This window comes from Agrobacterium sp. rho-8.1, assembly GCF_033957725.1.
GTDB lineage: Bacteria > Pseudomonadota > Alphaproteobacteria > Rhizobiales > Rhizobiaceae > Agrobacterium.
This window is the reverse complement of the sequence record NZ_CP192788.1, coordinates 1,496,583-1,522,950: the sequence shown is the minus strand read 5'-3', so window position 1 is coordinate 1,522,950 and position 26,368 is coordinate 1,496,583. Positions and strand designations below refer to the sequence as shown.

28 protein-coding genes and 1 riboswitch are annotated in these 26,368 nt (G+C 55.8%); of the genes, 16 read left to right on the top strand and 12 right to left on the bottom strand.

The window, feature by feature from the left end; genetic code table 11:
• Positions 1 to 434: 434 nt before the first annotated feature.
• The gene (locus RMR21_RS07665; RefSeq protein ID WP_498670056.1) at positions 435 to 1,157 is read left to right on the top strand and encodes a PAS domain-containing protein; all 723 of its coding nucleotides are present in this window, start codon (positions 435 to 437) and stop codon (positions 1,155 to 1,157) included.
• A 6-nt stretch (positions 1,158 to 1,163) separates the two neighbouring features.
• On the opposite strand, the gene RMR21_RS07660 is transcribed toward RMR21_RS07665, so the two are convergent.
• Positions 1,164 to 1,967, bottom strand: coding sequence for a TSUP family transporter (locus RMR21_RS07660; RefSeq protein ID WP_498670055.1), 804 nt, complete (start codon positions 1,965 to 1,967; stop codon positions 1,164 to 1,166).
• Positions 1,968 to 2,147: 180 nt separating this feature from the next.
• Here RMR21_RS07660 and RMR21_RS07655 point away from each other — a divergent pair, with 180 nt between their 5' ends.
• The 4 genes from RMR21_RS07655 (at position 2,148) to RMR21_RS07640 (ending at position 6,561) form a co-directional block, all read left to right on the top strand.
• Positions 2,148 to 3,107: a nucleoside hydrolase gene (locus tag RMR21_RS07655; protein WP_498670052.1), complete on the top strand. Its 960-nt coding sequence runs from the start codon at positions 2,148 to 2,150 to the stop codon at positions 3,105 to 3,107.
• Between the two features lie 247 nt (positions 3,108 to 3,354).
• Positions 3,355 to 4,575 (top strand): LL-diaminopimelate aminotransferase, encoded by a 1,221-nt coding sequence (locus RMR21_RS07650; RefSeq protein ID WP_498670051.1) that lies wholly within the window; start codon positions 3,355 to 3,357, stop codon positions 4,573 to 4,575.
• Positions 4,576 to 4,638: 63 nt separating this feature from the next.
• Positions 4,639 to 5,949: a homoserine dehydrogenase gene (locus RMR21_RS07645; protein WP_498670050.1), complete on the top strand. Its 1,311-nt coding sequence runs from the start codon at positions 4,639 to 4,641 to the stop codon at positions 5,947 to 5,949.
• Between the two features lie 102 nt (positions 5,950 to 6,051).
• A complete protein-coding gene (locus RMR21_RS07640; RefSeq protein ID WP_498670049.1) occupies positions 6,052 to 6,561 on the top strand; it encodes a GNAT family N-acetyltransferase in 510 nt (169 codons plus the stop codon).
• Here RMR21_RS07640 and RMR21_RS07635 read toward each other — a convergent pair.
• Positions 6,558 to 6,914, bottom strand: a complete 357-nt coding sequence (locus RMR21_RS07635) for a DUF1294 domain-containing protein (RefSeq protein ID WP_498670048.1) — start codon at positions 6,912 to 6,914, stop codon at positions 6,558 to 6,560. The genes RMR21_RS07640 and RMR21_RS07635 overlap by 4 nt on opposite strands.
• A gap of 101 nt (positions 6,915 to 7,015) precedes the next feature.
• On the opposite strand from RMR21_RS07635, the gene gatB reads away from it, so the two are divergent.
• The 5 genes from gatB to RMR21_RS07610 all read left to right on the top strand — a co-directional run bounded on the left by gatB (position 7,016) and on the right by RMR21_RS07610 (position 10,720).
• Positions 7,016 to 8,518, top strand: coding sequence for an Asp-tRNA(Asn)/Glu-tRNA(Gln) amidotransferase subunit GatB (gatB, locus tag RMR21_RS07630; RefSeq protein WP_498670047.1), 1,503 nt, complete (start codon positions 7,016 to 7,018; stop codon positions 8,516 to 8,518).
• 147 nt (positions 8,519 to 8,665) lie between these two features.
• Complete coding sequence (locus tag RMR21_RS07625) at positions 8,666 to 9,163, top strand: GNAT family N-acetyltransferase (protein WP_498670109.1); 498 nt, start codon at positions 8,666 to 8,668, stop codon at positions 9,161 to 9,163.
• Positions 9,160 to 9,633, top strand: coding sequence for a GNAT family N-acetyltransferase (locus tag RMR21_RS07620; RefSeq protein ID WP_498670046.1), 474 nt, complete (start codon positions 9,160 to 9,162; stop codon positions 9,631 to 9,633). The genes RMR21_RS07625 and RMR21_RS07620 overlap by 4 nt, the downstream gene beginning before the upstream one ends.
• A gap of 110 nt (positions 9,634 to 9,743) precedes the next feature.
• Entirely contained in the window at positions 9,744 to 10,142 is a 399-nt protein-coding gene (locus RMR21_RS07615) for an NADH:ubiquinone oxidoreductase subunit NDUFA12 (protein ID WP_498670045.1), read from the top strand.
• A 140-nt stretch (positions 10,143 to 10,282) separates the two neighbouring features.
• Entirely contained in the window at positions 10,283 to 10,720 is a 438-nt protein-coding gene (locus RMR21_RS07610; protein ID WP_498670043.1) for a DUF2155 domain-containing protein, read from the top strand.
• A 9-nt stretch (positions 10,721 to 10,729) separates the two neighbouring features.
• On the opposite strand, the gene aat is transcribed toward RMR21_RS07610, so the two are convergent.
• The 5 genes from aat to RMR21_RS07585 all read right to left on the bottom strand — a co-directional run bounded on the left by aat (position 10,730) and on the right by RMR21_RS07585 (position 14,544).
• Entirely contained in the window at positions 10,730 to 11,341 is a 612-nt protein-coding gene (gene aat / locus RMR21_RS07605; RefSeq protein ID WP_498670041.1) for a leucyl/phenylalanyl-tRNA--protein transferase, read from the bottom strand.
• 3 nt (positions 11,342 to 11,344) lie between these two features.
• The gene (gene accC, locus RMR21_RS07600; protein ID WP_498670040.1) at positions 11,345 to 12,688 is read right to left on the bottom strand and encodes an acetyl-CoA carboxylase biotin carboxylase subunit; all 1,344 of its coding nucleotides are present in this window, start codon (positions 12,686 to 12,688) and stop codon (positions 11,345 to 11,347) included.
• Between the two features lie 11 nt (positions 12,689 to 12,699).
• Positions 12,700 to 13,185, bottom strand: coding sequence for an acetyl-CoA carboxylase biotin carboxyl carrier protein (accB, locus tag RMR21_RS07595; RefSeq protein WP_498670039.1), 486 nt, complete (start codon positions 13,183 to 13,185; stop codon positions 12,700 to 12,702).
• 26 nt (positions 13,186 to 13,211) lie between these two features.
• Positions 13,212 to 13,649: a type II 3-dehydroquinate dehydratase gene (gene aroQ / locus RMR21_RS07590; RefSeq protein WP_498670038.1), complete on the bottom strand. Its 438-nt coding sequence runs from the start codon at positions 13,647 to 13,649 to the stop codon at positions 13,212 to 13,214.
• Between the two features lie 127 nt (positions 13,650 to 13,776).
• Positions 13,777 to 14,544, bottom strand: coding sequence for a DsbA family protein (locus RMR21_RS07585; protein WP_498670037.1), 768 nt, complete (start codon positions 14,542 to 14,544; stop codon positions 13,777 to 13,779).
• A 169-nt stretch (positions 14,545 to 14,713) separates the two neighbouring features.
• Here RMR21_RS07585 and RMR21_RS07580 point away from each other — a divergent pair, with 169 nt between their 5' ends.
• From RMR21_RS07580 to RMR21_RS07565, 4 genes are all read left to right on the top strand, one after another.
• Positions 14,714 to 15,871 (top strand): pyridoxal phosphate-dependent aminotransferase, encoded by a 1,158-nt coding sequence (locus RMR21_RS07580; RefSeq protein ID WP_498670036.1) that lies wholly within the window; start codon positions 14,714 to 14,716, stop codon positions 15,869 to 15,871.
• Between the two features lie 107 nt (positions 15,872 to 15,978).
• Complete coding sequence (locus RMR21_RS07575) at positions 15,979 to 16,683, top strand: SDR family oxidoreductase (protein ID WP_498670035.1); 705 nt, start codon at positions 15,979 to 15,981, stop codon at positions 16,681 to 16,683.
• Between the two features lie 180 nt (positions 16,684 to 16,863).
• Entirely contained in the window at positions 16,864 to 17,241 is a 378-nt protein-coding gene (locus RMR21_RS07570) for a response regulator (protein ID WP_498670034.1), read from the top strand.
• A 120-nt stretch (positions 17,242 to 17,361) separates the two neighbouring features.
• A complete protein-coding gene (locus RMR21_RS07565; protein ID WP_498670033.1) occupies positions 17,362 to 18,198 on the top strand; it encodes a response regulator in 837 nt (278 codons plus the stop codon).
• Positions 18,199 to 18,216: 18 nt separating this feature from the next.
• On the opposite strand, the gene RMR21_RS07560 is transcribed toward RMR21_RS07565, so the two are convergent.
• The 3 genes from RMR21_RS07560 to RMR21_RS07550 all read right to left on the bottom strand — a co-directional run bounded on the left by RMR21_RS07560 (position 18,217) and on the right by RMR21_RS07550 (position 20,680).
• Positions 18,217 to 18,810: a carboxymuconolactone decarboxylase family protein gene (locus RMR21_RS07560; protein ID WP_498670032.1), complete on the bottom strand. Its 594-nt coding sequence runs from the start codon at positions 18,808 to 18,810 to the stop codon at positions 18,217 to 18,219.
• Between the two features lie 72 nt (positions 18,811 to 18,882).
• Positions 18,883 to 20,400, bottom strand: coding sequence for a phospholipase D family protein (locus tag RMR21_RS07555; RefSeq protein ID WP_498670108.1), 1,518 nt, complete (start codon positions 20,398 to 20,400; stop codon positions 18,883 to 18,885).
• Between the two features lie 88 nt (positions 20,401 to 20,488).
• A complete protein-coding gene (locus tag RMR21_RS07550; RefSeq protein WP_498670031.1) occupies positions 20,489 to 20,680 on the bottom strand; it encodes a hypothetical protein in 192 nt (63 codons plus the stop codon).
• 92 nt (positions 20,681 to 20,772) lie between these two features.
• A riboswitch (cobalamin riboswitch) is annotated at positions 20,773 to 20,954 on the top strand.
• A 72-nt stretch (positions 20,955 to 21,026) separates the two neighbouring features.
• On the opposite strand from RMR21_RS07550, the gene bluB reads away from it, so the two are divergent.
• Positions 21,027 to 21,713 (top strand): 5,6-dimethylbenzimidazole synthase, encoded by a 687-nt coding sequence (gene bluB / locus RMR21_RS07545; RefSeq protein ID WP_498670030.1) that lies wholly within the window; start codon positions 21,027 to 21,029, stop codon positions 21,711 to 21,713.
• Between the two features lie 7 nt (positions 21,714 to 21,720).
• Here the strand turns inward: bluB and RMR21_RS07540 are convergent, their stop codons facing one another.
• Both RMR21_RS07540 and RMR21_RS07535 read right to left on the bottom strand, forming a co-directional pair.
• Complete coding sequence (locus RMR21_RS07540) at positions 21,721 to 22,875, bottom strand: DUF2865 domain-containing protein (protein WP_498670029.1); 1,155 nt, start codon at positions 22,873 to 22,875, stop codon at positions 21,721 to 21,723.
• A 119-nt stretch (positions 22,876 to 22,994) separates the two neighbouring features.
• On the bottom strand, positions 22,995 to 25,310 hold the full coding sequence (locus tag RMR21_RS07535; protein WP_498670028.1) for an NADP-dependent malic enzyme: 2,316 nt from the start codon (positions 25,308 to 25,310) through the stop codon (positions 22,995 to 22,997).
• A 216-nt stretch (positions 25,311 to 25,526) separates the two neighbouring features.
• Here RMR21_RS07535 and RMR21_RS07530 point away from each other — a divergent pair, with 216 nt between their 5' ends.
• Positions 25,527 to 26,357, top strand: coding sequence for a UDP-2,3-diacylglucosamine diphosphatase (locus RMR21_RS07530; RefSeq protein WP_498670027.1), 831 nt, complete (start codon positions 25,527 to 25,529; stop codon positions 26,355 to 26,357).
• Positions 26,358 to 26,368: the final 11 nt, after the last annotated feature.

Sequence of the window (26,368 nt, the reverse complement as noted above, 5' to 3'; positions counted from 1 at the left end):
CTCTATTCTAATTTTTTTCTCATTTGACGCATCGAGCTATTTTGTTGTTCGACGTAAATATTATGATATATAAGTTAAAATAAATATTCTTTTTTTGAGTATATATTAAAATTCTTCTCAGTATTTAAGCTGCCTTTGTGAAAATTATTTTCGCTGATTGAATGCAGCTTCTACCGTGATATTCCTATAATAAATTTTAATCGAAGTCATCCGATCGTAGGTGAAATCTAGTGTGTTGACCAACTGAGCGCTGATAGTGTTCAAGTTGTTCGGCATTGAGAATTTTAACTCGGTGCGTTGTTATCTCTTGCGGATATATTGCCCTGCGTCTTCGAAAGTCGGTGCGCAGATCATTTGTCAATGGCAATGATCTGTTATTTCTGAGACGTTTTCGGTGAGAAGACGCGGCTAGGGATAGAAGTGGAGTTATGGACATGGAGGCTCAACTGCAAGAATTTTTCGCTGCTTTTTCATTGAAATGCATGCAGTTGAAGCAGGCCGTCGCCAGTGGTTGTGACGATCTCGTGCGTGTGCTCGACAAGGAACTCGAGCCCCTCATCGCCGACATTCTCAATTTTCGCGCCGAAACGCGTGAAGATGCGCATATGCAATTGCAGTTCCTCAACGGCCTTATTCGCGAGGAGGCGGAGGATCGTTCGATGGTCACGCGTCGCAGTGTAGCGATGTCGATGCTGATCGATCGTTATTTTCAGCGCGGCACTGCAGATCAGAACGGCTTTTCACAAACAGGATCGGGCAAAAAGTCGCTGGTCCTTGATGCGCCCGAGCAGCCGCTGTTCAACGAGGCGATTCTCGATTGCCTGCCGGATCGGGTTGGCGTCATCACGCGGGATTATCGTTACCTCTATGCCAACCAGGCGAATGCAAGTTTCCTGAAGCGGACACCATTGTCACTGATTGGGTGCCATGTCTCCGAGTTGATCGGCGAAGACAGCTTCAACAAGATGGCGAAAGCAGAGTTCGACCGATGCTTCGACGGCGCAACTGTGGACTACATTCACCATGGTCATCGCATTTTCGACAATTTCTCGACGCGCTGCCGTATGACGCCATTGCGAGGTGTCAATAACGAGGTATTTGGCGCGGTCGTCGTTCTCCAGGATATCAGGGCCGACGCTCTGTTAGAGTACAACTGATATCCTTCAGCCTGCCGTTAGACCGGATAGCGCCGTGCGAACCCACGCGACTGCACCGGCGTCTATCAACAGCTTCGTGGCCATGGCTATGCATGAAATCACCAGCAGGGGCCGTATGACCTTTGCTCCGTTCCTCATGGCCAGACGCGAACCCAGTTGGGCGCCAATAAACTGGCCGATCCCCATGACGACGCCCAGTTTCCACATGATCGCGCCATTGACTGTAAAGACGAGGAAACTGCCGAAGTTTGAGCCCAGGTTCAAAAGCTTGGTATGTGCCGTCGCCTTCAACATTCCAAAACCGGCGAGCCAGACAAAAGCCAGCATATAGAACGAGCCGGCGCCCGGCCCGAAAATTCCGTCATAAAAGCCGACCAGCGGAACAGCGGTGAGCCCAAATAGAAAAGGCGTGATCCTGCGGTGGCTGTCGATATCGCTGAGGTTGGGCTTGAATGCGAAATAGATCGCGATTGCAATGAGCAGAAACGGCATGATGCCGCGCAAGATATCGGGAGGCACATAGGAAGCCGTTAGGGCACCCAGAATACCGCCGACGAACGCCATGGACGCCATCGGAAACTGTTTTTTGAGGTCCACATGGCCGTTTCGCGCATAGGCAATCGTCGCTGAGGCCGAGCCGAATTGGGCTTGCAACTTGTTCGTTCCCAGCGCGTCAAGGGGTGGAACACCCATAATCAGCATGGCCGGCAAAACGATCAACCCGCCGCCGCCTGCGATGGAATCAACGAAACCGGCAAAAATGGCGACGAGAAAGAGGATAAGAAAAAGCTGAAGGGCGATGTCGTGCAAGGGAGCATTCCACGAAGGGATGAATTGAATGATGGCTCTGTGTCACTGAATGGCAACCTTTGCAACGGTTTCCGTCGCAACTCCAGAGGCATTGCGTCCTTCGTACGGGCGTTTATGGTGCGCGCGCTGCTTCGCCATTGTTTGGGCGATTCCGCCTGCATTACAATTTGAGGACATGGCATGCATAAGGTAATTTTCGACACGGACCCCGGCATAGACGACGCGATGGCGCTGTTGTTTTTGCATCGCCATCCGGATATCGACCTGATCGGTGTCACAACCGTGTTTGGCAACGCGCCGCTCGACATTACCACTCGAAATGCATTGTTCCTCAAGCAGCAATGGGGCATGACAGCACCTGTTGCAAAGGGCGCTGGCGTCACCTTCGACCCATCCCGCCCTGAGGGGCACTGGCCGACATTCATTCATGGCGAGGATGGCCTTGGCAACATCGGCGTTCCCGAAACCATCGATCTGCCGCTGGATCCACGTTCGGCCCATCATTTCATCATCGATACGGTCAAGGCGAACCCTGGTGAGGTGACGTTGATTGCTGTTGGCCGTATGACCAACCTCGCGCTAGCGCTGCGCGAAGACCCTGATATTGCCGCTCTGGTCAAGAATGTCATCGTCATGGGTGGTGCGTTCGACGTTAATGGCAATGTCAGCCCTGCCGCTGAAGCCAATATTCATGGCGATCCGGAAGCGGCAGACGTTGTTTTTACCGCGCCTTGGCCGGTGATCATCGTTGGCCTCGATGTGACCACGCGAACCGTTATGACATCGAAGTTTATGGATGAGATGGCGAGGGAGGGCGGGGCACCCGTTCGGCTTTTGTCGGATATCTCTCAGTTTTACATCGAGTTTTACAATCAACGCACTGGCGACGGGATGGTGGTCCATGACAGCTGTGCCTGCGTCTATCTGACCAATCCGGAACTCTTCGAGACCCGCAGCGGGCCTGTCCGCGTCGTCTGTGGCGGCATCGCCGATGGGCAGACCATCCAGAAACCGGATGGCGTCGGATTTCCACCCGGAAGCTGGGATGGGCATTCAAGCCAGTTGGTGTGCACCAATATCAAGCCTGACGGCGTGCTTTCTGTGATTCGATCGACGATCGTGCACGGTGAGCCCGGCTGATTGGTAAGCCGCGCCACGTAATGCGGACGCTCGCCTTGCATTTTTGAAAGAACTCGCGTTATGCAAGTTTTGCTAGAGTTGCGTTGATTTTACTGCCTGTCTCGAGTGCTGGAAAACCCATTCGTGTTTTTCAGCACATGCGTTACACTTAATCTATACGGGCCCGATCTGTTCGCGTCGGCTGTATTTGGAACCAAACAACGAAGTTTTGTGATCTGGTTTTTCGGTTCACGTCCATGAGGAAAAGATGGAAGAGTTTCACAAGGTCAAGCGTCTGCCGCAATACGTGTTCGAACAGGTCAACCGTTTGAAAGCGAGCGCGCGAGCGGGTGGAGCCGACATCATCGACCTTGGTATGGGCAATCCAGACCTTCCAACGCCAAAGGCCATTGTCGATAAGCTGTGCGAGGTCGTTCAAGATCCACGCACGCACCGTTATTCTTCGTCCAAGGGTATTCCCGGCCTTCGTCGTGCTCAGGCTGGCTATTACGCCCGCCGCTTTGGCGTAAAGCTCAACCCGGACACGCAGGTCGTTGCCACGCTCGGTTCGAAGGAAGGCTTTGCCAACATGGCACAGGCCATCACGGCACCGGGCGATGTCATTCTGTGCCCGAACCCGACCTATCCGATCCACGCCTTCGGCTTTCTCATGGCTGGCGGCGTTATCCGCTCGATGAATGTCGAGCCGGACGAAACCTTCTTCGGACCGCTGGAGCGTGCCGTACGCCACTCCATTCCAAAGCCGCTGGCGCTGATCATCAATTATCCGTCGAACCCGACCGCGCATGTTGCTTCGCTGGATTTCTACAAGGACATCATCGCGTTCGCCAAGAAGCATGATCTGATCGTGTTGTCGGACCTGGCATATTCCGAAATCTACTTCGACGACAAGAACCCGCCACCATCCGTTTTGGAAGTGCCGGGTGCCATGGATGTCGCCGTGGAGTTCACCTCCATGTCCAAGACGTTCTCGATGCCTGGTTGGCGTATGGGCTTTGCCGTTGGCAACGAGCGTCTGATTTCGGCTTTGACGCGCGTGAAATCCTATCTCGACTACGGCGCGTTCACGCCCATCCAGGTTGCGGCAACCCACGCGCTCAATGGCGATGGTTCCGATATCGCGGAAGTGCGCAGTGTCTATCGTCGTCGCCGCGATGTGATGGTCGATACGTTCGGGAAGGCCGGTTTCGAGGTTCCACCTCCGGCCGCTACCATGTTCGCATGGGCGAAAATCCCGGAAAAATTCCGTCATCTCGGCTCTCTCGAGTTTTCCAAGCTCCTGGTAGAGAAGGCCGATATCGCGGTTGCTCCCGGCGTCGGCTTCGGCGAAATGGGCGACGACTACGTTCGCCTCGCGCTGGTGGAAAACGAGCATCGAATTCGTCAGGCGGCGCGCAATTTGAAGCGCTTCCTGTCGACTGCGGACGATACATTGCACAACGTCGTTTCGCTCAACGCCCATCGTTAAGGGCACCCAACCGGGTGGCCGGTTCAGGCCACCTCTTCACGTCAGCAAATCAGGAATATACCAATGGCAGATTCATTGAGAATCGGCATAGCGGGACTCGGCACTGTCGGCTCTTCGCTCGTGCGCATCCTCCAGCAGAGAAGCAAGGAACTTGCGATTACCTGCGGACGCGCAATCGAGATTATCGCCGTTAGTGCACGCGACCGTTCGCGCGATCGCGGCCTGGATCTTGCCGGTATTACCTGGTTCGATACGCCCGAAGACATGGCAAAAAAAGCTGAGATCGATGTTCTGGTGGAACTGGTCGGAGGCGCCTCGGGTGCTGCCGAGAAGGCCGTTCGGGCCGCCTTGGCGCGCGGCATCCATGTCGTAACAGCCAACAAGGCACTGCTGGCCAAACACGGTGTCGAGCTTGCCGTGATGGCGGAAGAGAAGGGCGCGCTGCTCAACTTCGAAGCAGCTGTGGCCGGTGGCATCCCCATCATCAAGGCTTTGCGCGAATCGCTCACCGGCAACCATGTGTCGCGCATTTACGGGATCATGAATGGCACGTGCAATTACATCCTGACCAAGATGGAAAAGGAAGGCCTGTCTTTCGAGGCGTGCTTGAAGGAAGCCCAGCGTCTGGGCTATGCCGAGGCCGATCCTGCCTTTGACATCGAAGGCAATGACACCGCGCACAAGCTTGCGATCCTGACGACGCTGGCCTTCGGCTCCAAGATTTCGGCCGATGACATCTATCTCGAAGGCATTTCCAACATCACCATCGAGGATATTCAGGCGGCTGCCGATCTCGGTTATCGCATCAAGCTTCTCGGCGTGGCGCATGTTACAGAATCCGGCATCGAGCAGCGCGTGCATCCCACCATGGTGCCATTGGACTCCGTTATTGCGCAGGTCGATGGCGTCACCAACGCCGTGGCTGTCGAATCGGATATTCTGGGCGAGTTGCTGATGGTTGGTCCAGGGGCAGGCGGCAATGCCACGGCGTCTGCCGTGCTGGGTGATATCGCCGATATTGCCAAGAGCCGTCCTGGCGTTCAGCAGGTGCCCGTCCTCGGCCGCCCGGCGAAGTCGCTGACCGAATACCGTCGTGCCAAGATGAAAAGCCACGAGGGCGGATATTTCATTCGTTTGACGGTGAAGGACAAGGCCGGCGTTTTCGCCAGCATCGCGACGCGCATGGCGGAAAACAATATCTCGCTGGAATCCATCGTCCAGCATTCGCGTGTCCACACCGAAGGCGGGCCGCAGACCATCATTCTCGTCACGCATGCGACGATGGAAGATGCGATCCGCAAGGCTGTCAAAGCCATCAAGAGCGAAAAATATCTGGTCAATGAACCGCAGGTCATCCGTATCGAACGGACCTGATCTCTGCGATAGTGTCTGGATCCTTAAGAAGCCATCGCCACAAGGCGGTGGCTTTTTGCATGGGATCGAGTTTTATGGTCGGACAACAGATGGAGACGCTTTTTGCTCAGTATCCGAGCAGCTCGGGAGGGAGACGCAGCCGTGCTTGCTGCCATTGGGCTGCGGGCGTGGGCAAACGCTGCATCGGCGATTGGCATAACGGACGTCCTGCGTGACAACGCGCGAGCATCTTTCGAGAATTTCGCCCATTCGTCATGGCGTTGCATCACTTTGGCGGAGGCGGCCAGTGTTGTCGTTGGTTGGGCAGCGCGCGAAAATTTTGACGAGACGATCACAGATTTCTGGATCGACCCAATCTATCAACGCCAAGGCGTGGGTGCGGCTCTTTTGGACGAAGTCGAACGGCAAATCGTGGTTCGTGGCTCGCCTGTCGCTAAGCTGGAAAGTCATGCGCAAAACGATCAGGCTGTTTCTTTTTTTCGCAAACACGGGTACCGCGTCAATTGGCTTTCGATGACCTATTCCACGAAGCTGGATCGCGAAGTCCAGTCCGTGGGCCTGCAAAAGCAACTTCTTGATATGGAAATCGACGGTTACGGCTTCGGATTTTAATGCACAGCGCCGAGTACCGATTCGAGCCAATGTGGCATGATGATCAGAGAGCCACACAGAACGATTTGCAGAATGATGACCGAGACCAAATAGGTTCGGAAGGGCTGTTTGCGGGTTTTATGACGCAGCAGCTGTTGCGCCAGAACCGCGCCCAGACTGCCGCCCAGAAACGCGAGCCACAACAACACGCTCTCACTCATGCGCCATTCACCGCTTCTGGCTGCTTTCTTGTCCCAGCCATAAATCAGAAAGACGATGATATTGAAGGTGAGATATGCCGCAAGGGCCGAGACGAGGATCATCATATCCTGAGTGAAGTTGAAAATTGTGAAAGTTCTGTATTCAACTCCCATCGAATCTCGCGCTTTCCGCCTTCAGTGCGACAAGCCTTGCGCCACGGTGCCAATTGTTCTACCTCACCATAGACAGAAATTCCGTATATTAAGAGCTTGATATGACCCTTGTAGACGTGCGCACACCAGACCCGAAACGCTTTATTCCCGGCGCGACCGGTGATTGGGAAATCGTCATCGGTATGGAGGTTCACGCGCAGGTCCTCTCCAATTCCAAGCTGTTTTCCGGCGCGTCCACCACTTTTGGCAACGCGCCAAACTCCAATGTTTCGCTGGTGGATGCGGCCATGCCAGGCATGTTGCCCGTGATCAACGAGGAATGCGTGGCGCAGGCTGTGCGCACGGGTCTTGGCCTGAAGGCGCAAATCAACAAGCGCTCGATCTTCGACCGCAAGAACTATTTCTACCCCGACCTGCCGCAGGGTTACCAGATCTCTCAGTTCAAGGACCCGATTGTCGGCGAGGGCAAGATCATCATTTCGCTCGGGCCGGATCGTCAGGGTAACTTCGAAGACATCGAAATCGGTATCGAGCGTCTGCATCTGGAGCAGGATGCGGGCAAGTCGATGCACGACCAGCATCCGACCATGTCCTACGTCGACTTGAACCGTTCGGGCGTGGCGCTGATGGAAATCGTTTCCAAGCCCGATATGCGGTCGTCTGACGAGGCGAAAGCCTACATGACGAAGCTGCGCTCCATCGTGCGCTATCTCGGCACCTGCGATGGCAACATGGACGAAGGCTCCATGCGTGCGGACGTGAACGTGTCCGTGCGCAAGCCGGGCGGCGAGTTCGGCACGCGTTGCGAAATCAAGAACGTCAACTCCATCCGCTTTATCGGTCAGGCCATCGAATATGAGGCCCGCCGTCAGGTCGCTATTCTGGAAGACGGTGGCAGTATCGATCAGGAAACCCGCTTGTTTGATCCCGGCAAGGGCGAGACGCGTTCCATGCGCTCCAAGGAAGACGCGCATGATTATCGCTACTTCCCGGACCCTGATTTGCTGCCGTTGGAATTCGACGATGCCTTTATCGCAGAGATGAGCAAGGACCTCCCGGAACTGCCTGACGACAAAAAGGCGCGGTTCGTCAGCGAGCTTGGGCTGTCCGTCTATGATGCGTCCATCCTTGTTTCGGAAAAGGCGATCGCCGATTACTACGAGCTGGTCGCCGAAGGCCGGGATGGCAAGATCGCTGCAAACTGGGTGATCAACGACCTGCTGGGTGCATTGAACAAGTCCGGCAAGGGCATCGAAGAGACGCCAGTCTCTGCCGATCAGCTCGGCGGCATCATCGATCTCATCAAAGCCAACACGATTTCCGGCAAGATCGCCAAGGACCTGTTCGAAATCGTCTGGAACGAGGGCGGCAACCCGGCGCAGATCGTCGATGCCAGAGGTATGAAGCAGGTCACGGATACGGGCGCCATTGAAAAGGCAGTGGATGAGATCATCGCTGCCAACCCGGATCAGGTCGAGAAGGTCAAGGCAAAGCCGACATTGGCCGGCTGGTTCGTCGGTCAGGTTATGAAGGCAACCGGCGGCAAGGCAAACCCGCAGGCCGTGCAGGAACTCGTGAAAGCAAAGTTGGGTATCGAAGAGTAGGGCTCGCCTGTTGGGCAATCTTATCGAGCAGATGAGAACGCCCGAAACCCTTTCGTCCGTCATCCTCGGTTAAGTCGAGGATGACGTCGAGTATCGACACTGCCGGGATTTCTCCCGGCTTTTCTATTCTGAGACGGAGTCAACATGGTGTTCTTCATTCGCACCGCCAGTGAACGCGATATCGAGCCGGTGAGGGCGCTTTTGGCGCGCACGTGGCACGCCACCTTCGATGCGATCTATGGAGCGCCTCGGGTCAGTGAGTTGATCACCCAATGGCATTCTCCGGCAGCGATGAAAGAGCGCGTCCAGAAAAAGGGAGGTGAGTTTCTGGTCGCGGACGACGGCAAGCGCATTGGTGGCATGGGCTACGCTGCCATGTCAGCCAAGATGTCGAAAACCGCCTTGCTACACCAGCTCTATGTCGATCCGCATTTTCAGCGGCAAGGCGTGGGGCGCGATATTTTTGCAGAGCTTGAGACGTGTTTTCCCGACGCCGAAATCATGCGCCTGGAAGTCGAGCCTAAAAACACCGCCGCGATTTCGTTCTATGAAGGATTGGGGTTCGTCGAGGTTGATCGTGTCGAGCGGATGGCAGGCGTTGCCGGGTTGCCGGGAATCGCGATGGAAAAGACGCTGACGCGATGACCGCAACGCTCGATCAGCTCATCATACGTTTTGCGCGAGAAACTGATCTTCCTGCTGCCGTCGCGATGTTTGCGGCGGACGATTTGGGTGGCCACGGCGACACTGTGGATACATCCGCAATCCCGGATTATCTGGCTGCATTTCACGCCATCGAAGCTTCACCCAACGAGACTCTTTATATGGCCGAGCTGGAGGGTGAAATCGTTGGTACGTTTCAGACCGCGATCTCGACTAAACTCGTCGGTCGCGGCGCCGTTTCGATGAGGATTGAGGCGGTGCAGACCCGCGCCGATATGCGGGGGCGCGGCATTGGCGCGATCATGATCCGCTATTGCATCGAGGCCGCGCGCGAGCGTGGCGTCAAAACCATTGAACTGGGATCGAACATGATGCGGCTCGATGCTCACCGCTTCTATGAGCGGCTAGGGTTCGATAAACGGCATTTTGGTTTCAGCATGAAGCTGAAATAGCAAAGACCGAAACGGGAAATACTGGACAATCGACGCATGGGGCGGCATAAGCTTGTGCTGTGCTGCGCACATCAAATCGCTGCAGCGCACTCAAGCCCGAGGAACGGATAATGAAGACTCTCCTGACGCAAATCTTCACCTGGTGGAACGGCCAGACGATCGGAACGCGCTTTCACACATGGCGCTTCGGAAAGAAGGTTGGACAGGACGAGTTGGGCAATACCTATTACGAGGGCGGAACCACATCCTGGGGCATGCCACGTCGCTGGGTCATCTATAATGGTTATGCCGAAGCGTCTTCCATTCCGCCAGGCTGGCACGGCTGGATGCATTACCGCACCGATACGCCACCAAGCCAGGAAAGCTACACGGCCCGCGAATGGCAAAAGCCGCACCTGCCCAACATGACCGGCACATCTCAGGCCTATCGCCCACAGGGTTCTCTCGCCGTTGCCGGCGAGCGTCCACGCGTGACGGGCGATTACGATGCCTGGACGCCCGGTAGCTGATAACGCGCTGGAAGCGACGGGTCTTCCATCGTGAGCGGCCTTGCATGTTGAGTGGCATATCACCCGCTTTTGCCACATTCCGCCTATAGGCGTTGAGTCCGCACTCATTGTGCGGAAAATCTTTCTGGAGACGGTTCGACATGGGAATATTCACGCGAAACACGTCTTTGCGTGCACTGGCTGTTTCGTTGCTTGCGCTGTTGCCTGTTGGTGCCAGCGTCTCTCCCGCATCCGCTGCGCGTATCGAAAACCGAGTTGCGGTGTTTTCCGGTATCGACAAGATCACTGGCCGCATTACCTCATTCGACGTATACCTGAACGAGACGGTCCAGTTCGGCGCGCTTCAGGTGACACCGAAGGTCTGCTATTCCCGTGACGACACCGAAGCGCAGAATATCGATGCCTTTATCGAGGTCGATGAAATCACCTTGGACCGTAAGATCAAGCGCATCTTCACCGGCTGGATGTTCGCAGACAGTCCAGGCCTGAACGCCGTCGAGCATCCGATCTATGACGTGTGGTTGACAGGCTGCAAGCAGGAATCAGATGTACCTGCGCCCGCGTCGGCCAGCAAATAATCCAGAGAATTAGAATGCAACGCTTGGGCGATTGACCGCAGGCTCGAGCATTTTCGCGTACTCCGCCTTCGGCACGTCGATCGCACCAAACGTTTTCAGGTGCTCAGTTGTGAACTGGGTGTCGAGAAGAGTGAAGCCTTTTTCGCGCAGATGCTCGACCAGATGGACAAGGCAGATTTTGGACGCGTTGGTCCGTCTGGAAAACATGCTTTCGCCGAAGAAGGCTGAGCCGAGCGAGACACCGTAAAGGCCACCGACAAGCTCGTCACCGTCCCACGCTTCGACGCTGTGGGCATGGCCGATCTCGTGGAGCTCGGTGTATAATTTGCGGATCGTCGCGTTGATCCAGGTACTCGGCCGGTCGTCAGCCTCCTGAGCACACCCGGCCATCACACCTTCGAAATCGGTGTCGAAACGGATGTCGAACTCACGTCTACGGATGGCTTTGGCCAGACTTTTCGAAACATGGAAATCGTGGAGCGGGATGATTCCCCGCATTTCCGGCTCGACCCAGAACAGTTCGGGATCATCGGCCGAATCAGCCATAGGAAATAGGCCGATAGAATAGGCGCGCAGCAGAATGTCGACGTCGATGTCGTTATTTCTGCTGCGCCTCCCCATTTCTTACTTCGCGTCGCCGGCCAGGTATTTTTCCAGCCAGTGAATGTCGTAGTCGCCCTTCAGAATGTCTTCGTTCTGAAGAAGATCCTGAAACAGCGGCAAGGTTGTCTTGATACCGTCAACCACGAACTCGTCCAGCGCACGGATCAAGCGGCGGATGCATTCATCGCGGTTGCGGCCATGCACGATCAGCTTGCCGATCATGCTGTCGTAGTATGGCGGGATCTTGTAGCCCTGGTAGGCGCCTGAATCCACGCGCACGCCAAGACCGCCGGGCGTGTGGAAGTAGGTCAGCGTCCCGGGAGACGGTACGAAGGTACGTGGGTCTTCGGCGTTGATGCGGCATTCGATGGCGTGACCATTGAACTTCACTTCGTCCTGCGTGACCGACAGACCCTGGCCTGAGGCCACGCGGATCTGCTCCTGTACGAGATCCATACCGGTGATGGCTTCGGTCACCGGGTGTTCCACCTGAAGGCGCGTGTTCATTTCGATGAAATAGAACTCGCCGTTCTCATACAGAAACTCGATGGTACCAGCACCGCGATACTTCAGCTTGCGCATGGCATCAGCGCAGATCTCGCCGATTTTCATGCGCTGCTCGACTGTCAGTGCTGGTGAGTTTGCCTCTTCCAGAACCTTCTGGTGGCGGCGCTGCAACGAGCAATCGCGTTCACCGAGATGGATGGCCTTGCCTTCACCGTCGCCAAACACCTGCACTTCGATATGGCGCGGCTTGCCGAGGTATTTTTCCATGTAGACCGCGTCATTACCGAAAGCCGCAAGTGCTTCGGAACGGGCAGTTGAAACGGCTTCCTCGACTTCCGACTCGTTTTTCGCGACCTTCATGCCGCGTCCACCGCCGCCTGCGGTCGCCTTGATCAGAACCGGGAAGCCGATCGTGCGAGCGATTTCCAGAGCGTTTTCAGGCTTCACTTCTCCGTCCGAACCAGGAACGACGGGAACGCCAAGTTCCTGTGCCGTCTGCTTTGCGGTGATCTTGTCGCCCATGATGCGGATGTGGTCCGCAGTGGGTCCGATGAAAGTGATGCCGTGCGCGTCGAGAATGTCTGCAAACTTGGCGTTTTCAGACAGGAAGCCGTAGCCGGGGTGAACAGCATCTGCACCTGTGATTTCGCAGGCCGCAACGATCTGGTGAATGTTGAGATAGCTGTCACGCGAAGGCGGCGGGCCGATGCACACACTTTCGTCGGCAAGGCGGACGTGCATGGCATCGGCGTCTGCCGTAGAATGCACGGCGACCGTTGGAATGCCGAGTTCCTTGGCGGCGCGCAAAACGCGAAGGGCGATTTCGCCGCGATTGGCGATGAGGATCTTGGATACCATGAAATCAGCCCTTATTCGATGACCACTAGGGCTTCACCATACTCTACGGGCTGCGAGTCGTTGACGATGATTTCCGTGACCTTGCCGGATTTTGTCGCCGGGATCTGGTTCATGGTCTTCATTGCTTCGACAATCAGAAGCGTTTGGCCTTCCTTGACCGTTGCGCCGACTTCGATGAACGGACGGGCGCCGGGGGCTGACGACAGGTAAACGGTGCCGACCATCGGCGATGTCACGGTGTTTGCCGGGTTGCGGGCAGGGGCCGCGGGAGCTGCCGTTCCGGGTGCAACAGTTGGTGCAGCCGCAACGGGCGCAGCTGCAGGAGCAGGGGCATATTGTGGTGCTGTTGCGTAAATCGGTGCTGGAGGTGCTGCGCGCGACACACGAATGCGCAGATCGTCCTGCTCGACTTCGATCTCGGAAAGGTCGGTGTCGTTGAGAATGTTCGCGAGGTCGCGGATCAGTTCTTTGTCGATACCGTGTTTCTTTTCAGACATGACAAACCCTATTTCTGATTGTTTCTTTATGCCGTGATGTTCTTCAAGGCGTTGATCGCCATGATGTAGCCATATGGCCCGAAGCCGCAAATCATTCCCTTTGCGGCGGGCGCTATCATCGATTTATGGCGGAATTCCTCGCGTGCATGGATGTTGGAAATGTGGACTTCCAGCACAGGAACAGAGATGGCGCGTATCGCATCGTGCAACGCAATGGACGTGTGGGCATAAGCGCCAGGATTGATAACGACACCAACGGTGCGTTCGCCAGCCTCATGCAAAAGGTCCACCAAAGCACCTTCATGGTTCGACTGATGGCACTCGATGGTAAAGCCCAGCTCTTCGCCAGCCTTCACACAGTCTGCTTCAATGTCCTTCAGCGTCTTGCCGCCATAGATACCGGGCTCACGTTTTCCCAACATGTTGAGATTAGGGCCGTTGAGGACGAATATTGTGTTGCTCATTTGCCGTTCCGTCAAAAAAAATCAGCGCCACCTATAGACCGCACAACCTCGAAGGAAAAGCCCCGAAGCGCGCAAACAACCCGTTGTCCTTAATCTTCTGGCCTTTATGGCCGGTTTGGGGCGTTATTTAAGAACACGTCGCTTTGCCACAGCTGCGCATATTCGCAATTTTTTCCTTGAGTGGCACAGCGCCGACGGCGCCAAACACGGCTTCATTGCCGATAATGTAGGAGGGGGTTCCGGTGATGCCGAGACTTGTCGCGAGCTGGTAGGCTTCCTTCACCTGCGCATCATTGGTGTTGGCGGCCATGGACTTGCGAATGTCGGCTTCCTTGATACCGAGCGTTCCAGCAACTTCGATGGCGCTTTCTTCATTTGCGCGGCCTGAACTTCCCAACAGCGTGCGCTGGAATTCCGGATATTTTTCAGGGGCGATCAGTTTCACCGCATTCGAAACCTTGTGGGCCTCGACCGATTCGGGTCCAAGAATGGGGAATTCCTTGAGGACGAGGCGCACGTTTGTGTCAGTCTTGAGGATCGTGTCCATGTCGCTCATCGCGCGTTTGCAATAGCCGCAATTGTAATCGAAGAACTCAACCAGCGTCACATCGCCCTTGGGGTTGCCGATAGACAGATCATAGTTCGATTCGAAGATGGCTTTCTGGTTGTCTCCAACCGCATCGGCCGCCTTGGCGTTGCGTGTCTCGTACTGCTTGCGCTCAAGAGCATCCTGAACCTCCAGCATGATTTCCGGGTTCTCGATCAGGTATTCCTTGATGAAAGCGCCGAACTCTTTTTTCTGCTGATCATCGAGAGCGTGCGCGGGCAGGGAGATGAAAAGCGTCGAAAGGGCCGTCATGCAGGCAAGGGCTTTGGATTTGATGGAAAGTGCCATGGGGTCCTCGTCGTGTCGTGGCCAGGTGTGATGTCTTACCTCACGCCATTACCTTAATTTAATTCACTTGGCATATCGCAAATTAAATCTCTCCGTTGCGATCTTGTCATTGTGAAGGCCGAGATAATGCGGCACATTTTTCAGTAGCATACCAGGAAAGAGCATATCTTTGATTACCTTGTCCAAGCGAAGCGCGGTTGAGCCATTCCATGCCATGGATGTTCTGGCGGAAGCGAACAGACGCAGGCAGGCGGGACGCCCCGTTATTTCCATGGCTGTCGGCCAACCATCCCATGCGGCGCCAAAGGCATCACTTGACGCTGCCGAGGCGGCCCTGAAGCATGGTCGGATTGGTTACACCGATGCGTTGGGTTTGCGTGAGTTACGCGAGGTCATCGCAACGAGTTACAGGCTACGCCACAGCACGATCATCGATCCGGCACGTATTGCGGTGACCACGGGGTCTTCTGCGGCGTTCAATCTGGCATTTCTCGGCTTGTTCGATGTGGGGGATGCGGTCGCCATCGCGCGCCCTGGATATCCAGCCTACCGCAACATTCTCAAAGCACTGGGTCTGACGGTCGTTGAAGTCCCGGTGACCGCCGAGACGGGCTACACGCTGACACCAGCGAGCCTCGAGCGGGCAGAGACGAGGGCCGGGCGCAAGCTCAAAGGCGTGCTTCTGGCAAGTCCTGCAAATCCCACAGGAACCGTTACCGGACGCGAGGCGCTGAAGCGTTTGGTCACCTATTGTGACAGCCGCAACATCACGTTCATATCGGATGAAATCTATCACGGACTGACCTTCGTGGGCGAGGAGACGAGTGCCGTCGAGATCAGTGACAACGTCGTCGTTATCAACTCCTTCTCGAAATACTATTGCATGACCGGATGGCGCATCGGCTGGATGGTTTTGCCAGAAACGCTGATCCGTCCGATCGAATGTCTGGCGCAGAGCATGTATATCTCGGCCCCTGAGCTTTCACAGTTGGCCGCGACTGCTGCCTTTTCTGCCGAGGAAGAGCTCGATGTCTACAAGGAAAGCTATCGCACCAACCGCGATTTTCTTTTGAGCCGTCTGCCGGAGCTTGGGCTGCCGTTGGTGTCGCCGATGGATGGTGCTTTCTACGCCTATGTCGATATCAGTCGATACTCAAATGACAGTATGGAGTTCGCAAAGCTGATGTTGGCGGAAATCGATGTCGCTGCCACGCCTGGCCTCGATTTCGATCCTGTCGAAGGCCATCGTGCAATGCGATTTTCCTATGCGGGTTCGGAGTCGGACATTGCCGAAGCCGTTGGGCGTATCGGGGGCTGGCTGAAATAGGGTTTTCGAACCGCGTGCAGTTTTGTTGCACTCTGTCATCAGTGATTTTGGTTCGAACTGATCGGTAAATGACGGTAGGCTCTTCCCGACAACAATGGGAGAGTATGATGACGACCGAGAGAGTTGCAGTGATAACGGCAGGTGGCAGTGGCATGGGGGCCGCGGTCGCCAAGCGGATGGCGGATGACGGGTACAAGATCGCGATCCTCTCATCGTCAGGCAAGGGTGAAGCGTTGGCGGTTGAGCTGGGTGGCATCGGTGTTACGGGTTCGAACCAATCCACAGACGACCTGCAACGACTGATCGACCTGACGCTCGAAACTTTTGGACGCATCGACGTCCTTGTGAACAGTGCGGGGCACGGTCCGCGCGCGCCGATACTCGATATTACTGACGAGCAATGGCATGCCGGCCTTGATGTCTACCTCATGAATGTCATCCGTCCGACCCGCCTGGTGACACCTACAATGGTGCAGCAAAAGTCAGGAGCCATCATCAATATATCGACGGCCTGGGCATTCGAGCCCAGCGATATGTTTCCCACGTCGGCTGTGTTCAGGGCGGGTCTAGCTGCCTTCACCAAGATATTCTCGGATACCTACGCCGCTGACAATGTTCGCATGAACAACGTTCTGCCGGGGTGGATTGATAGCCTGCCAGCGCACGAGCAACGCCGGGAGATGGTGCCGATGCAACGGTATGGAAAAAGTGAGGAAATAGCGGCCACTGTCGCATTTCTAGCATCCGATGGCGCGGGATATATAACCGGCCAGAACCTGCGTGTAGACGGTGGACTAACCCGTTCTGTGTAAAGGACATTAGCACTAATATAGATCGGCATGACATATGCTGCCGGTGACAAAAGCCCGCAATTGCGGTCATTTTCGCGCATTTTGAAGGAACCGCGTCCCTACCGCCGCGTTATTCAACCCAAGGGTAACAGGTTCAATTTGGAACACGACACTCGTGTATGAAAACAGGTGGTTTGATCCATGGGACAGAGAAATCCAATCGCCAGACAAGTTGTTCTGGTTGTCGAAGATGATCCGCTGCTTCGCATGATGGCGGTGGATCTCGTGGAAGACGCAGGCTTCGATGCGATCGAGGCAGGCGACTCGGATGAGGCTGTCGAAATCCTGCAGGCTCGCCCAGACGTCAAAGTTCTTTTCACGGACGTGGATATGCCGGGGAAAATGGACGGCGTTGCTCTCGCCAACTGGGCGAGACGCAGCATCGTTCCCTTGGGAATAGTTCTCACCTCGGGTCACTACAGACCGGATGACGAAGATCTGCCTGACCAAAGCATCTTCTTTTCCAAGCCCTATGATTTTGAAAAGGTCATGAAAACACTCAAGCTCATGAGGGCGTGATCGAAATTTTCTTATTTGCCAATAGGTAACCATAGTTCAAACGTCGGTTTAGCGATTAATTGTTCTTAAAACACCTGCATTTATATTGCATTCCAAGGCTATAAGAGTTTTGGGGGTATTATGAACTTTCTGGGAATTACAGGCATGCAGTATGCTGGCGTGCCATTTCACGACACACGAATATTGCTTGCTGAGGATTCCAACGTCTTTACCCAGATGATTGGCGCACGCCTCAAGGAATTACTTGGATTGAGCGTCGAGGTTTGCCGTAACTTCGAAGAATTGCAGGAGTGCTACGAGCGGTCTTCTGAGGAAGTCACCCTTTCCATCTCCAACATCAATCTTCCCGGTGCGGAAAACGGAGAAGCGCTGGAGTATCTTGTGGATCTCTCGATCCCGACAATCGTCTTTACCAGCACCTTTCATGAAGATACGCGTGAAAAACTGATCACCAAGGAAGTTGTCGACTACATCCTGAAGGACAATGTCTTTGCGGTAGATATGCTGACGGAGTCGGTTTGCCGGTTCCTCACCAACCATCGCCATCACGTTCTGATCGTCGACGACAGCCCGACAGCGCGCGCTCTTCTTTCCAGCCGTCTGAAGCGTTACAATTTCCGTGTCAGCCTCGCCGAGAGCGGTGCGAAGGCGCTGGAAATTCTCAAGAACAATCCCGACATCGGTCTGGTCGTCACGGATTACAACATGCCCGACATCGACGGTTTCGAACTCACGCGCCGTATTCGCACCATGCGCGGCTCACATGAGTTGCGTATTATCGGCGTCTCCTCGTCTACGAACAGACTTCTTTCCGCGCGTTTTCTGAAGGCTGGCGGAAACGACTTCATGTTGCGTCCGTTCATCGATGAAGAGTTTTATTGCCGCGTGAACCAGAACCTGGATACGCTCGTGCAAATCAAGTCCGCGAGAACGCTGAATGCAAAAGCTGCCGCCTGATCGACTAGGAGCGGGTGCTTAGGCTTCCTGCTCTATCGGTCTACCCATGGCGAGTTTTTCGGAGAGTTGCGGCCCAAGCCTGTCGACATAGGCTTGGTCTGGCGACGTTCCCAGTGCATCGAGCGTCTTCGAGAAGAAGCAGCGCGCCGCCGCTGCTGCGACGATGTCAAATATTTCGGCGTCAGTCAGTGCGTGTGTTTTCAGCGTATCGATATCGTCTTGGGTGATCGACGTTGCATCGCGTACCACCTTGGTCGCAAAAATCATGATGGCACGTTCCTGTTCATCAAGGGGTGCGTCGTCTCCACCATCGATGATTGCTTCCAGCTGGCTCTCGGATACACCTTCCCGCGCCAGAACGGCGCCGTGGGCCAGCATACAGTAGGATGATCTTAGTTCCCGGGCAGCAGCCAGTGTCACCAGTTCGTAGCGTCTCGGCTCGATATTGCCGCGCAGGCTGACCAGAAGCGCGCTCCAGCTTTCCATGACCTCGGGACGATGTCCGAACGCCTGATACATGTTCGGCAAATAGCCGTAGGTATCTCTGGCATTTTCATACATCTCTGCGATCTTTCGGCTGGTTTTCGGCTCTGGCGGCGCGATGAACATCAAAGTCTCCTGAATTTTAACTCTCTCTAAAATGCGCGAGCGCCCGATTGGATCATTTTCAGTTGATGTTTTTTGTTACAGCTGCGATTCTAGCGGCAACAGGCCCATGATCATTGCCATGGTCCGGCGGCTCAGGCTTGCATAGGGCTCACTGGCATAATGTTGCGGCTTGCCTCTGACGACGCCATTCCAGATGACGTTGCGACGTTGGTTGAGCGTCAATTCAAAGCTCATTTCCTGACGGATCTCATCGCTGAAGATCGCGTCCATTTCCTCGACCAACCGGGGTGAGGTGAACAATACGCCCATCTCGGTGTTCAGCGACATCGAGCGTGGGTCGAAGTTGAGGGAGCCGATAAAACCAATCTCGCCATCACGCGTGAACGCTTTGGTGTGCAGGCTGGCCTGGCCGGAACCGCGAAGCGAAAATGACGAGTTCTGGTCGGCAAGCGCGCGCAGCTCATGGATTTTGATGCCGTTGAGAAGGAGCGGGCGTCTGTAGCGCGAATATCCGGCGTGGACAGCCGCGACATCCGTTGCGGCGAGCGAGTTCGTCAAGACGCAAACCGAAACGCCATTTGCTGAGAGGCGAGACAGAGTTTCGACGCCCTTCAAGCCGGGAATGAAGTAAGGAGACGTGATCCGCAGCTTGTTCGTCGTCTCGTCCATGACGGGCAGCAGGGTTTCCATCAGGTAGTTATGGCCATGACGGCGCTTGCCGGCCGCTTTCTCTGGCGGATCGGCAACGACTTGCACGGTTTCCACCCAATGCAGCTTATCGGAATTGAGGAAGTTGTCGGAATAGTGCTGGCTTTCTACCCGTTCTAGATAGGGCCGTGCAGCACTTCCAGCCGCCAGCGCATCCATCCTTCGACGGAGTTTGGAAAGTCTATTCGGGCGCCGTGCGAGCAGCGACCTGACCGGCACCGCGACGGCGCTGTTCCAGTAGTCATCGAATATTTCTTCAGCCTGCACCAGACAATCGCCATGGGCTATGACATCGAAATCCCTGAAGTTTGCCTGTTCCGCTGCATCGAAATAGGCGTCCCCGATGTTGCGACCGCCGACGATCAGAACCCTGCCATCTGCAATCCAGGCCTTGTTGTGCATTCTCCGGTTGACGCTGCGAAACCGCAGGACCATTTCCAGCCCACGGCGGAACACGTTCTCCCGCGCTTTGGTGGGGTTGAACAGACGCAGTTCGATGTTGGGGTGGCTATCGATCGCATGAAAAGCGCGGTCCGGGATGGAGACGCCCAGATCATCCAGAAGCAGGCGCACACGCACGCCGCGATCAGCAGCTGTTATGACCTCGCGCATCATCAACTGGCCGGTAAGATCCGCGTTCCACATATAATACATGAGATCGAGGCTTCGGCCAGCCGCACGTGCGGATCCGACGCGGGCCGCGAAGGCACCAAGATTGGACTGCACGAGTGAAAGGGCATTGGGCTCGTCGCGTCCGCGTCTGATGTCCTTCCAATGACGGTCGAGCGGTGTTGCGTCATCTTCCGCCGGCAATGCCGTGGATGCGATCTTGATGATGATTTTGTCGCGGTGGCGCGACGCGAGTGCCATTCCAGCCACGATCATCACGACAACTAGGATACAGATTGCGATGGTTACGTACACGGCGATAGGGACACCCGCATCAATTGCATGCCTATTATATCTGCTGAAATCAATGGATTTCAATGCCGCGCTTGTCGGCTTCTTCCTTGATGATGTCCTCGACGGTCAGGCGTTTCAGGGCCGGATTTCCCAGCAGGTAATCATTTGCGATTTCGAAAATGGATTTGGGACTCTCGTTTCGGTGGAGCGTGTCGAGATCCTGGCCGATTTTCTCGCGCAGTTGCGTGTCGTCATTCATCATGTTTCCTCCATCGTATGAAGGCTAGAATGCACGGGCGGTATCTGGGTTCCTGTCACGCTTTGAAATGAGGATTGCATTGGTGGGTTACGCCAGCCATAACCCACCAATCAGGTGCTTGCCTTTGGGCAGGAGAATCGGGAATGCGGTGAAAATCCGTGACGTGCCCAACGCTGTAAGGTGGACGCGTGTGACCATACGCCACTGAGATGATCGGGAAGGCGGTGACATGCGGTTGAACCCAAGTCAGAAGACCGGCCTGATGCGATAGACCGAACCGCATGGACGGCGGCAGGTTTTGATGTGCTGGGCCGCGCCACGGCCCGCGCTGCATTGTTGGGGATAGACGATGCCACACGACGAGTTCGAACACGCGCTGGCGCCAGCTCAGGAATTTTCCGATGCCGACAAGCAAGCCGTCTACCGCGCCATCGAAACGCGACGCGATGTGCGTGACCAGTTTCTACCGAACCCTCTATCGGACGAATTGATCGGCAATTTGTTGAAAGCTGCACATGCCGCGCCGTCAGTCGGGTTCATGCAGCCATGGAATTTCACGCTGGTCACAGATGGGAAGGTGAAGCAACGCGCGTGGGAGGCCTTTTCGCGTGCCAATGCAGAAGCTTCTGAAATGTTCGGGCAGGAGCAGCGGGCGCTTTACCGCAACCTGAAGCTGGAAGGTATACGCAAGGCGCCGCTGTCGATCTGCGTGACCTGCGATCCGACGCGTGGAGGGGATGTCGTTCTGGGTCGCACACATAATCCGCGCATGGATGTGTATTCTACCGTTTGCGCCGTCCAGAACCTATGGCTGGCGGCGCGCGCTGAGGGCGTTGGTGTGGGATGGGTCAGTATCTTCCACGACGATGATATCCGCGGTATCCTCGATATACCGCCGCACATCGAAATCGTCGCATGGCTGTGCGTCGGTCATGTCGAGACGCTCTATGGCGAGCCGGAACTGGCGGTGAAAGGCTGGCGTCAGCGTCTGCCGCTGGACGAACTGGTGTTTCGAGATCGCTGGGGCGCGACGTGAAGGGGTCCTATTGCTGCTGAGGCTGCGCACCCTCCAGTGCGGGATTTTTCAGGTCGATGCGGCTTTGCTCCTCGGGCAGGAATTGTGGACCGACCATGCGAACCTTGTTCTTTGACGGGTCATAATCCCGCTCAGGCACGGGTACAGCCTCAACTTTGACGTCTGGCTTGCTGTCCGCTGGTTTGGTCGTGGCGTCACTCTTCGGTGACGTGATGGTGGTGATGCTGCTGGAGCCATTCTGCAAGGCGGTGGATTGCGGGGCTTTCGCCTGTTCATCCTGCTTTTTCATCTGGTCCTGATAGGCCGCCATATTGCAGCTGCAGGACGGTGCGCGGCTTGAACTGGGGTTGTTGCGGTAGGCGAAAGCCGTCGGCATGGACGCATAGGGCTGGCCGGTCTTTGCCGAAACCATGTCCGAGCTCTCCTGGCCTTCCAGCGCGTGGTAGAACAATTCCGTCTGCGTGCCTGGGCACATGCGCTGACACTGTGCCGCCTGATCGCGGAAATCCAGTGGCGTCGCATCTGATGAAATCGGGAAGAACGCGCCGTCACAGGTTCGCACACAGAGCGTTCTCAGGCCACCTTGCATGGGCATGTCCGGCGAGGGGGCGTAATCCGAATCATCGGGTTGGCTGAACGGATCTCCGGAGTGACGCATATCGGGGTCTTGCGAAGGGTCGGTCGAGGCGATGGACGGGGGCTGCTCATCGAAGCAGCCATTTTCATAGAGAGCGGCCATGATGTTTTCGCGGCTATTCTGGGCGTTGTCTGCCTGCTGCGCGGCCAGCATACGATCGCGGTCTTCTGCAATCATGGCGCGTTCAGCTTCAGCCTGCGCCAGCGCATCGCCGATTTCGCCGCATAGCTGCGCGTTCGGATTTCCATAGACAATCACGCTGCCGGAGGAGCAGCCATAGCCGCGCATATCGTTCCTGATCCGGCGGATGATGATGTTCTGCTGGGCCAGCGCGCTCGCATAACGGCGCACTTCCGCGGTGTTGCCCATGATGCGCGTTGGTTGGTTCAGCTGGGCGCGCAAGTCATTGCATATATCATTAGCCTGCACCGATACGGGTGCAGCGAACAGAACCGTTACAAGTGCGCCGATCAGTCGGCCTCTGCGCGGAATCAATGGGTCTGTCCGTTTCCGGCGCGCAATCATGCACGCCATATCCTGTTGATCATCCCGTGCAGAATGCGCGGGATGAGTATGCGTTCAGGATAACATAAGGCTGTGCCGCAAAGCGGCAACAGCCAGTTCAAAATTGCGTTAACCCGGACTTACACCGAAGGGTGTGAAGCCTGAACTGTTGCAAGGGCCGCCATGTTGACCACGCCGCGCGATGTCACCGTTGGTGACAAAATGTGGACGGGCATGGCTGAACCCAACAGGATAGGGCCGACATGCAGGCCCTCCGTCATGGTGCGTACGACGCCGAGGGTGATGTTGGCCGAATCCAGGTTCGGGAAGACCAGCAGGTTCGCTTCCCCCGACAGAGCACTATTGGGCATGGCCCGCTTACGCAGAATTTCCGACAGCGCCGAGCCGCCCTGCATTTCGCCATCGATTTCCAGTTCCGGCGCGGTGTCACGCACCAGTTGAAGCGCGCGGCGCATCTTGCGGGCGCTTTCCGAATCACGCGAGCCGAAATTCGAGTGGCTGACGAGAGCAATCTTCGGCGTTATCCCGAAACGCTTGATTTCCTTGGAAGCCAGGATTGCCAGCTCCGCGATGTCTTCCGACGTTGGGTCGTAATTGACGAAGGTGTCCGTGAGGAAGATTGCACCCTGCTGGGTAATGAGCAAGCTGAGACCGCCGAATGTGTGTGCGCCCTCGCGCTTGCCGATGATCTGGTTGACGTCGCGCAGATGGCGGTCGAAGCGGCCTTCCAGACCACAGATCAGTGCATCTGCTTCACCACGCTTGACCGAGAGAGCACCGATGACGGTGCTGTTTGTGCGAACGATGGTACGCGCCGCTTCCGGGTTGATGCCGGCGCGACCGACCAGAGCAAAGTAGTCATCGACATACTCGCGGTAGCGCGGATCGTCTTCAGGGTTGACCACGGCAAAATCCGCGTGCGGGCGAATGCGAAGACCGAAGCGCTTGAGGCGTGTTTCGATGATCTGCGGACGACCGATGAGAATCGGTACCCCTGTGCCTTCCTCCAACAAAACCTGGGCGGCGCGCAGCACACGTTCGTCTTCGCCTTCAGCAAAGATGATGCGCTTCTTTTCTGCCGTCTTCGCCAGGTTGAAAATGGGTTTCATGATGAAGCCCGAGCGCCAGACGAAACGGTTGAGCTGGTCGAGGTAGGCGTCGAAATCCGTGATGGGTCGCGCAGCCACACCGCTTGCGGCAGCGGCACGCGCAACCGCAGGCGCAATGCGCAGGATGAGGCGAGGGTCGAACGGCGAAGGAATGAGGTAGTTGGGACCGAAGATCGGTGTCTCGTCGCTATAGGCTTTCGCTGCGACTTCCGAGACTTCCTCGCGTGCCAGTTCCGCAATCGCGTGAACGGCTGCCATCTTCATTTCTTCGTTGATGGTTGTCGCGCCGCAATCCAGTGCACCCCTGAAGATGTAGGGGAAGCAGAGAACGTTATTGACCTGGTTCGGGAAATCCGAGCGGCCGGTGCAGATCATGGCGTCCGGGCGCGCGGTGCGGGCCAGTTCCGGCATGATTTCCGGGTTGGGATTGGCCAGTGCCAGAATGAGCGGCTTTTCCGCCATGCGGGCCAGAAGCTCGGGCTTCAAGACGCCTGCTGCAGAAAGGCCGAGGAAAACGTCGGCGCCATCAATGGTTTCGTTGAGAACGCGCTTGTCGGTCTTTTGCGCGTAGACCTCTTTCCACTCGTCCATCAACGTGTTTCGTCCTTCGTAGACGAGCCCCTCGATGTCGTGAACCCAGATGTTTTCGCGTTTTGCGCCCAGCACGACCAACAGATTGAGGCAGGCAAGGGCCGCCGCACCCGCACCGGATGCAACGATTTTGACATCGCCGATGGTTTTTCCCGCCAGTTCCAGTGCGTTGGTCACGGCTGCCGCCACGATGATAGCGGTACCGTGCTGGTCGTCGTGAAATACCGGGATGTTCATTTTTTTGCGAAGCTGACGCTCCACTTCGAAACATTCGGGTGCCTTGATGTCTTCAAGGTTGATACCGCCAAAGGTCGGCTCCAGTGCCGAAATGGTCGAGACCATGTCAGTGATGCCGGGGGCGTCGATTTCGATATCGAAGACGTCGATGCCTGCAAATTTCTTGAACAGAACCGCTTTGCCTTCCATGACTGGCTTGGAGGCGAGAGGGCCGATATTGCCGAGGCCTAAAACTGCGGTGCCATTGGAAATGACGGCGACGAGATTGGCGCGCGCGGTATATTCGGCAGCCATTTCAGGATTTTCGTGAATGGCAAGACAAGGGGCAGCAACACCGGGGGAATAGGCAAGCGCCAGATCGCGTTGGTTGCCGAGCGGTTTGGACGCCTGGATTTCCAGTTTTCCGGGACGCGGATAGCGGTGATAGAAAAGCGCCTGTTCTTCCAGATCCGCGTTGGCGTTGGTATTTTTCGTGTTGCCCGTTTCCTGAGAACTCATTCTGTCACCGCTTATTTCAAGTTTCTTCGAGGCCTTTGCATACAACAATCAGCTTGTGCGTACAGCCGTTTATTTTACCTGCTTCAAGCAAAGTCAGCACTTTCGCTTATGCTCAAACGCCGGTTTCGCGTGCTGAATGGCTGCGTTGTCATCTTGCTGAAACACGAGTCTGTTTTTCCATTGATGAAGATTGCCGAGTACAGGGGGAACAGTTCCATGGCCGGGCAAAGCGAAACCAGACAGTTCAGAACACTCTTCATTTCCGACGTGCATCTTGGGTCGAAAGCCGCCAAGACGGATTTCCTGCTGGATTTCCTGCGGCATCATGAAGCCGAGACCATTATACTCGTCGGCGACATCATTGATGGCTGGCGCCTGCGCCGTAACTGGTACTGGCCGCAAGGCTGTAACGATGTGGTCCAGAAGCTTCTGCGCAAGGCCCGAAAGGGAACGCGCATTGTCTATATTCCCGGTAATCACGACGAATTCCTTCGCGAATTTCCGGGCACCCATTTCGGTGGTATCGAGGTTGCCGAGCGGATGATCCATGAGGCCGCCGATGGTAAGAAATACCTGGTCATTCACGGCGACGAGTTCGACATGGTGGTCCGTAACGCCCGCCTTCTGGCTTATCTGGGTGACTGGGCATACGATGCTGCGATTGCCATCAACGTTCTGCTGGCAGCAGTTCGTCGCCGTATCGGCCTTCCTTACTGGTCGTTCTCAGCCTGGGCGAAGCTTCAGGTGAAACATGCCGTCAATTTCATCGGCGAGTTCCAGCGCGTGGTGGCGGATGAAGCACGCCGCAACAATGTGGACGGCGTCATTTGCGGACACATTCACCATGCGGTGATGGAGGATATAGACGGTATCCGCTACATCAACACGGGCGACTGGGTGGAAAGCTGCACAGCTGTCGTCGAGACGATGGATGGCACGTTTGAACTCATTACGTGGATGAAGTCTGATGAACAGACCGAAGAGCACAGGGTTGGCGAACTGGAGCCGGTCGCTTTTCCCAAGCTCATCGGCAAATACGCAGCTTAGAGCAGGCTGGT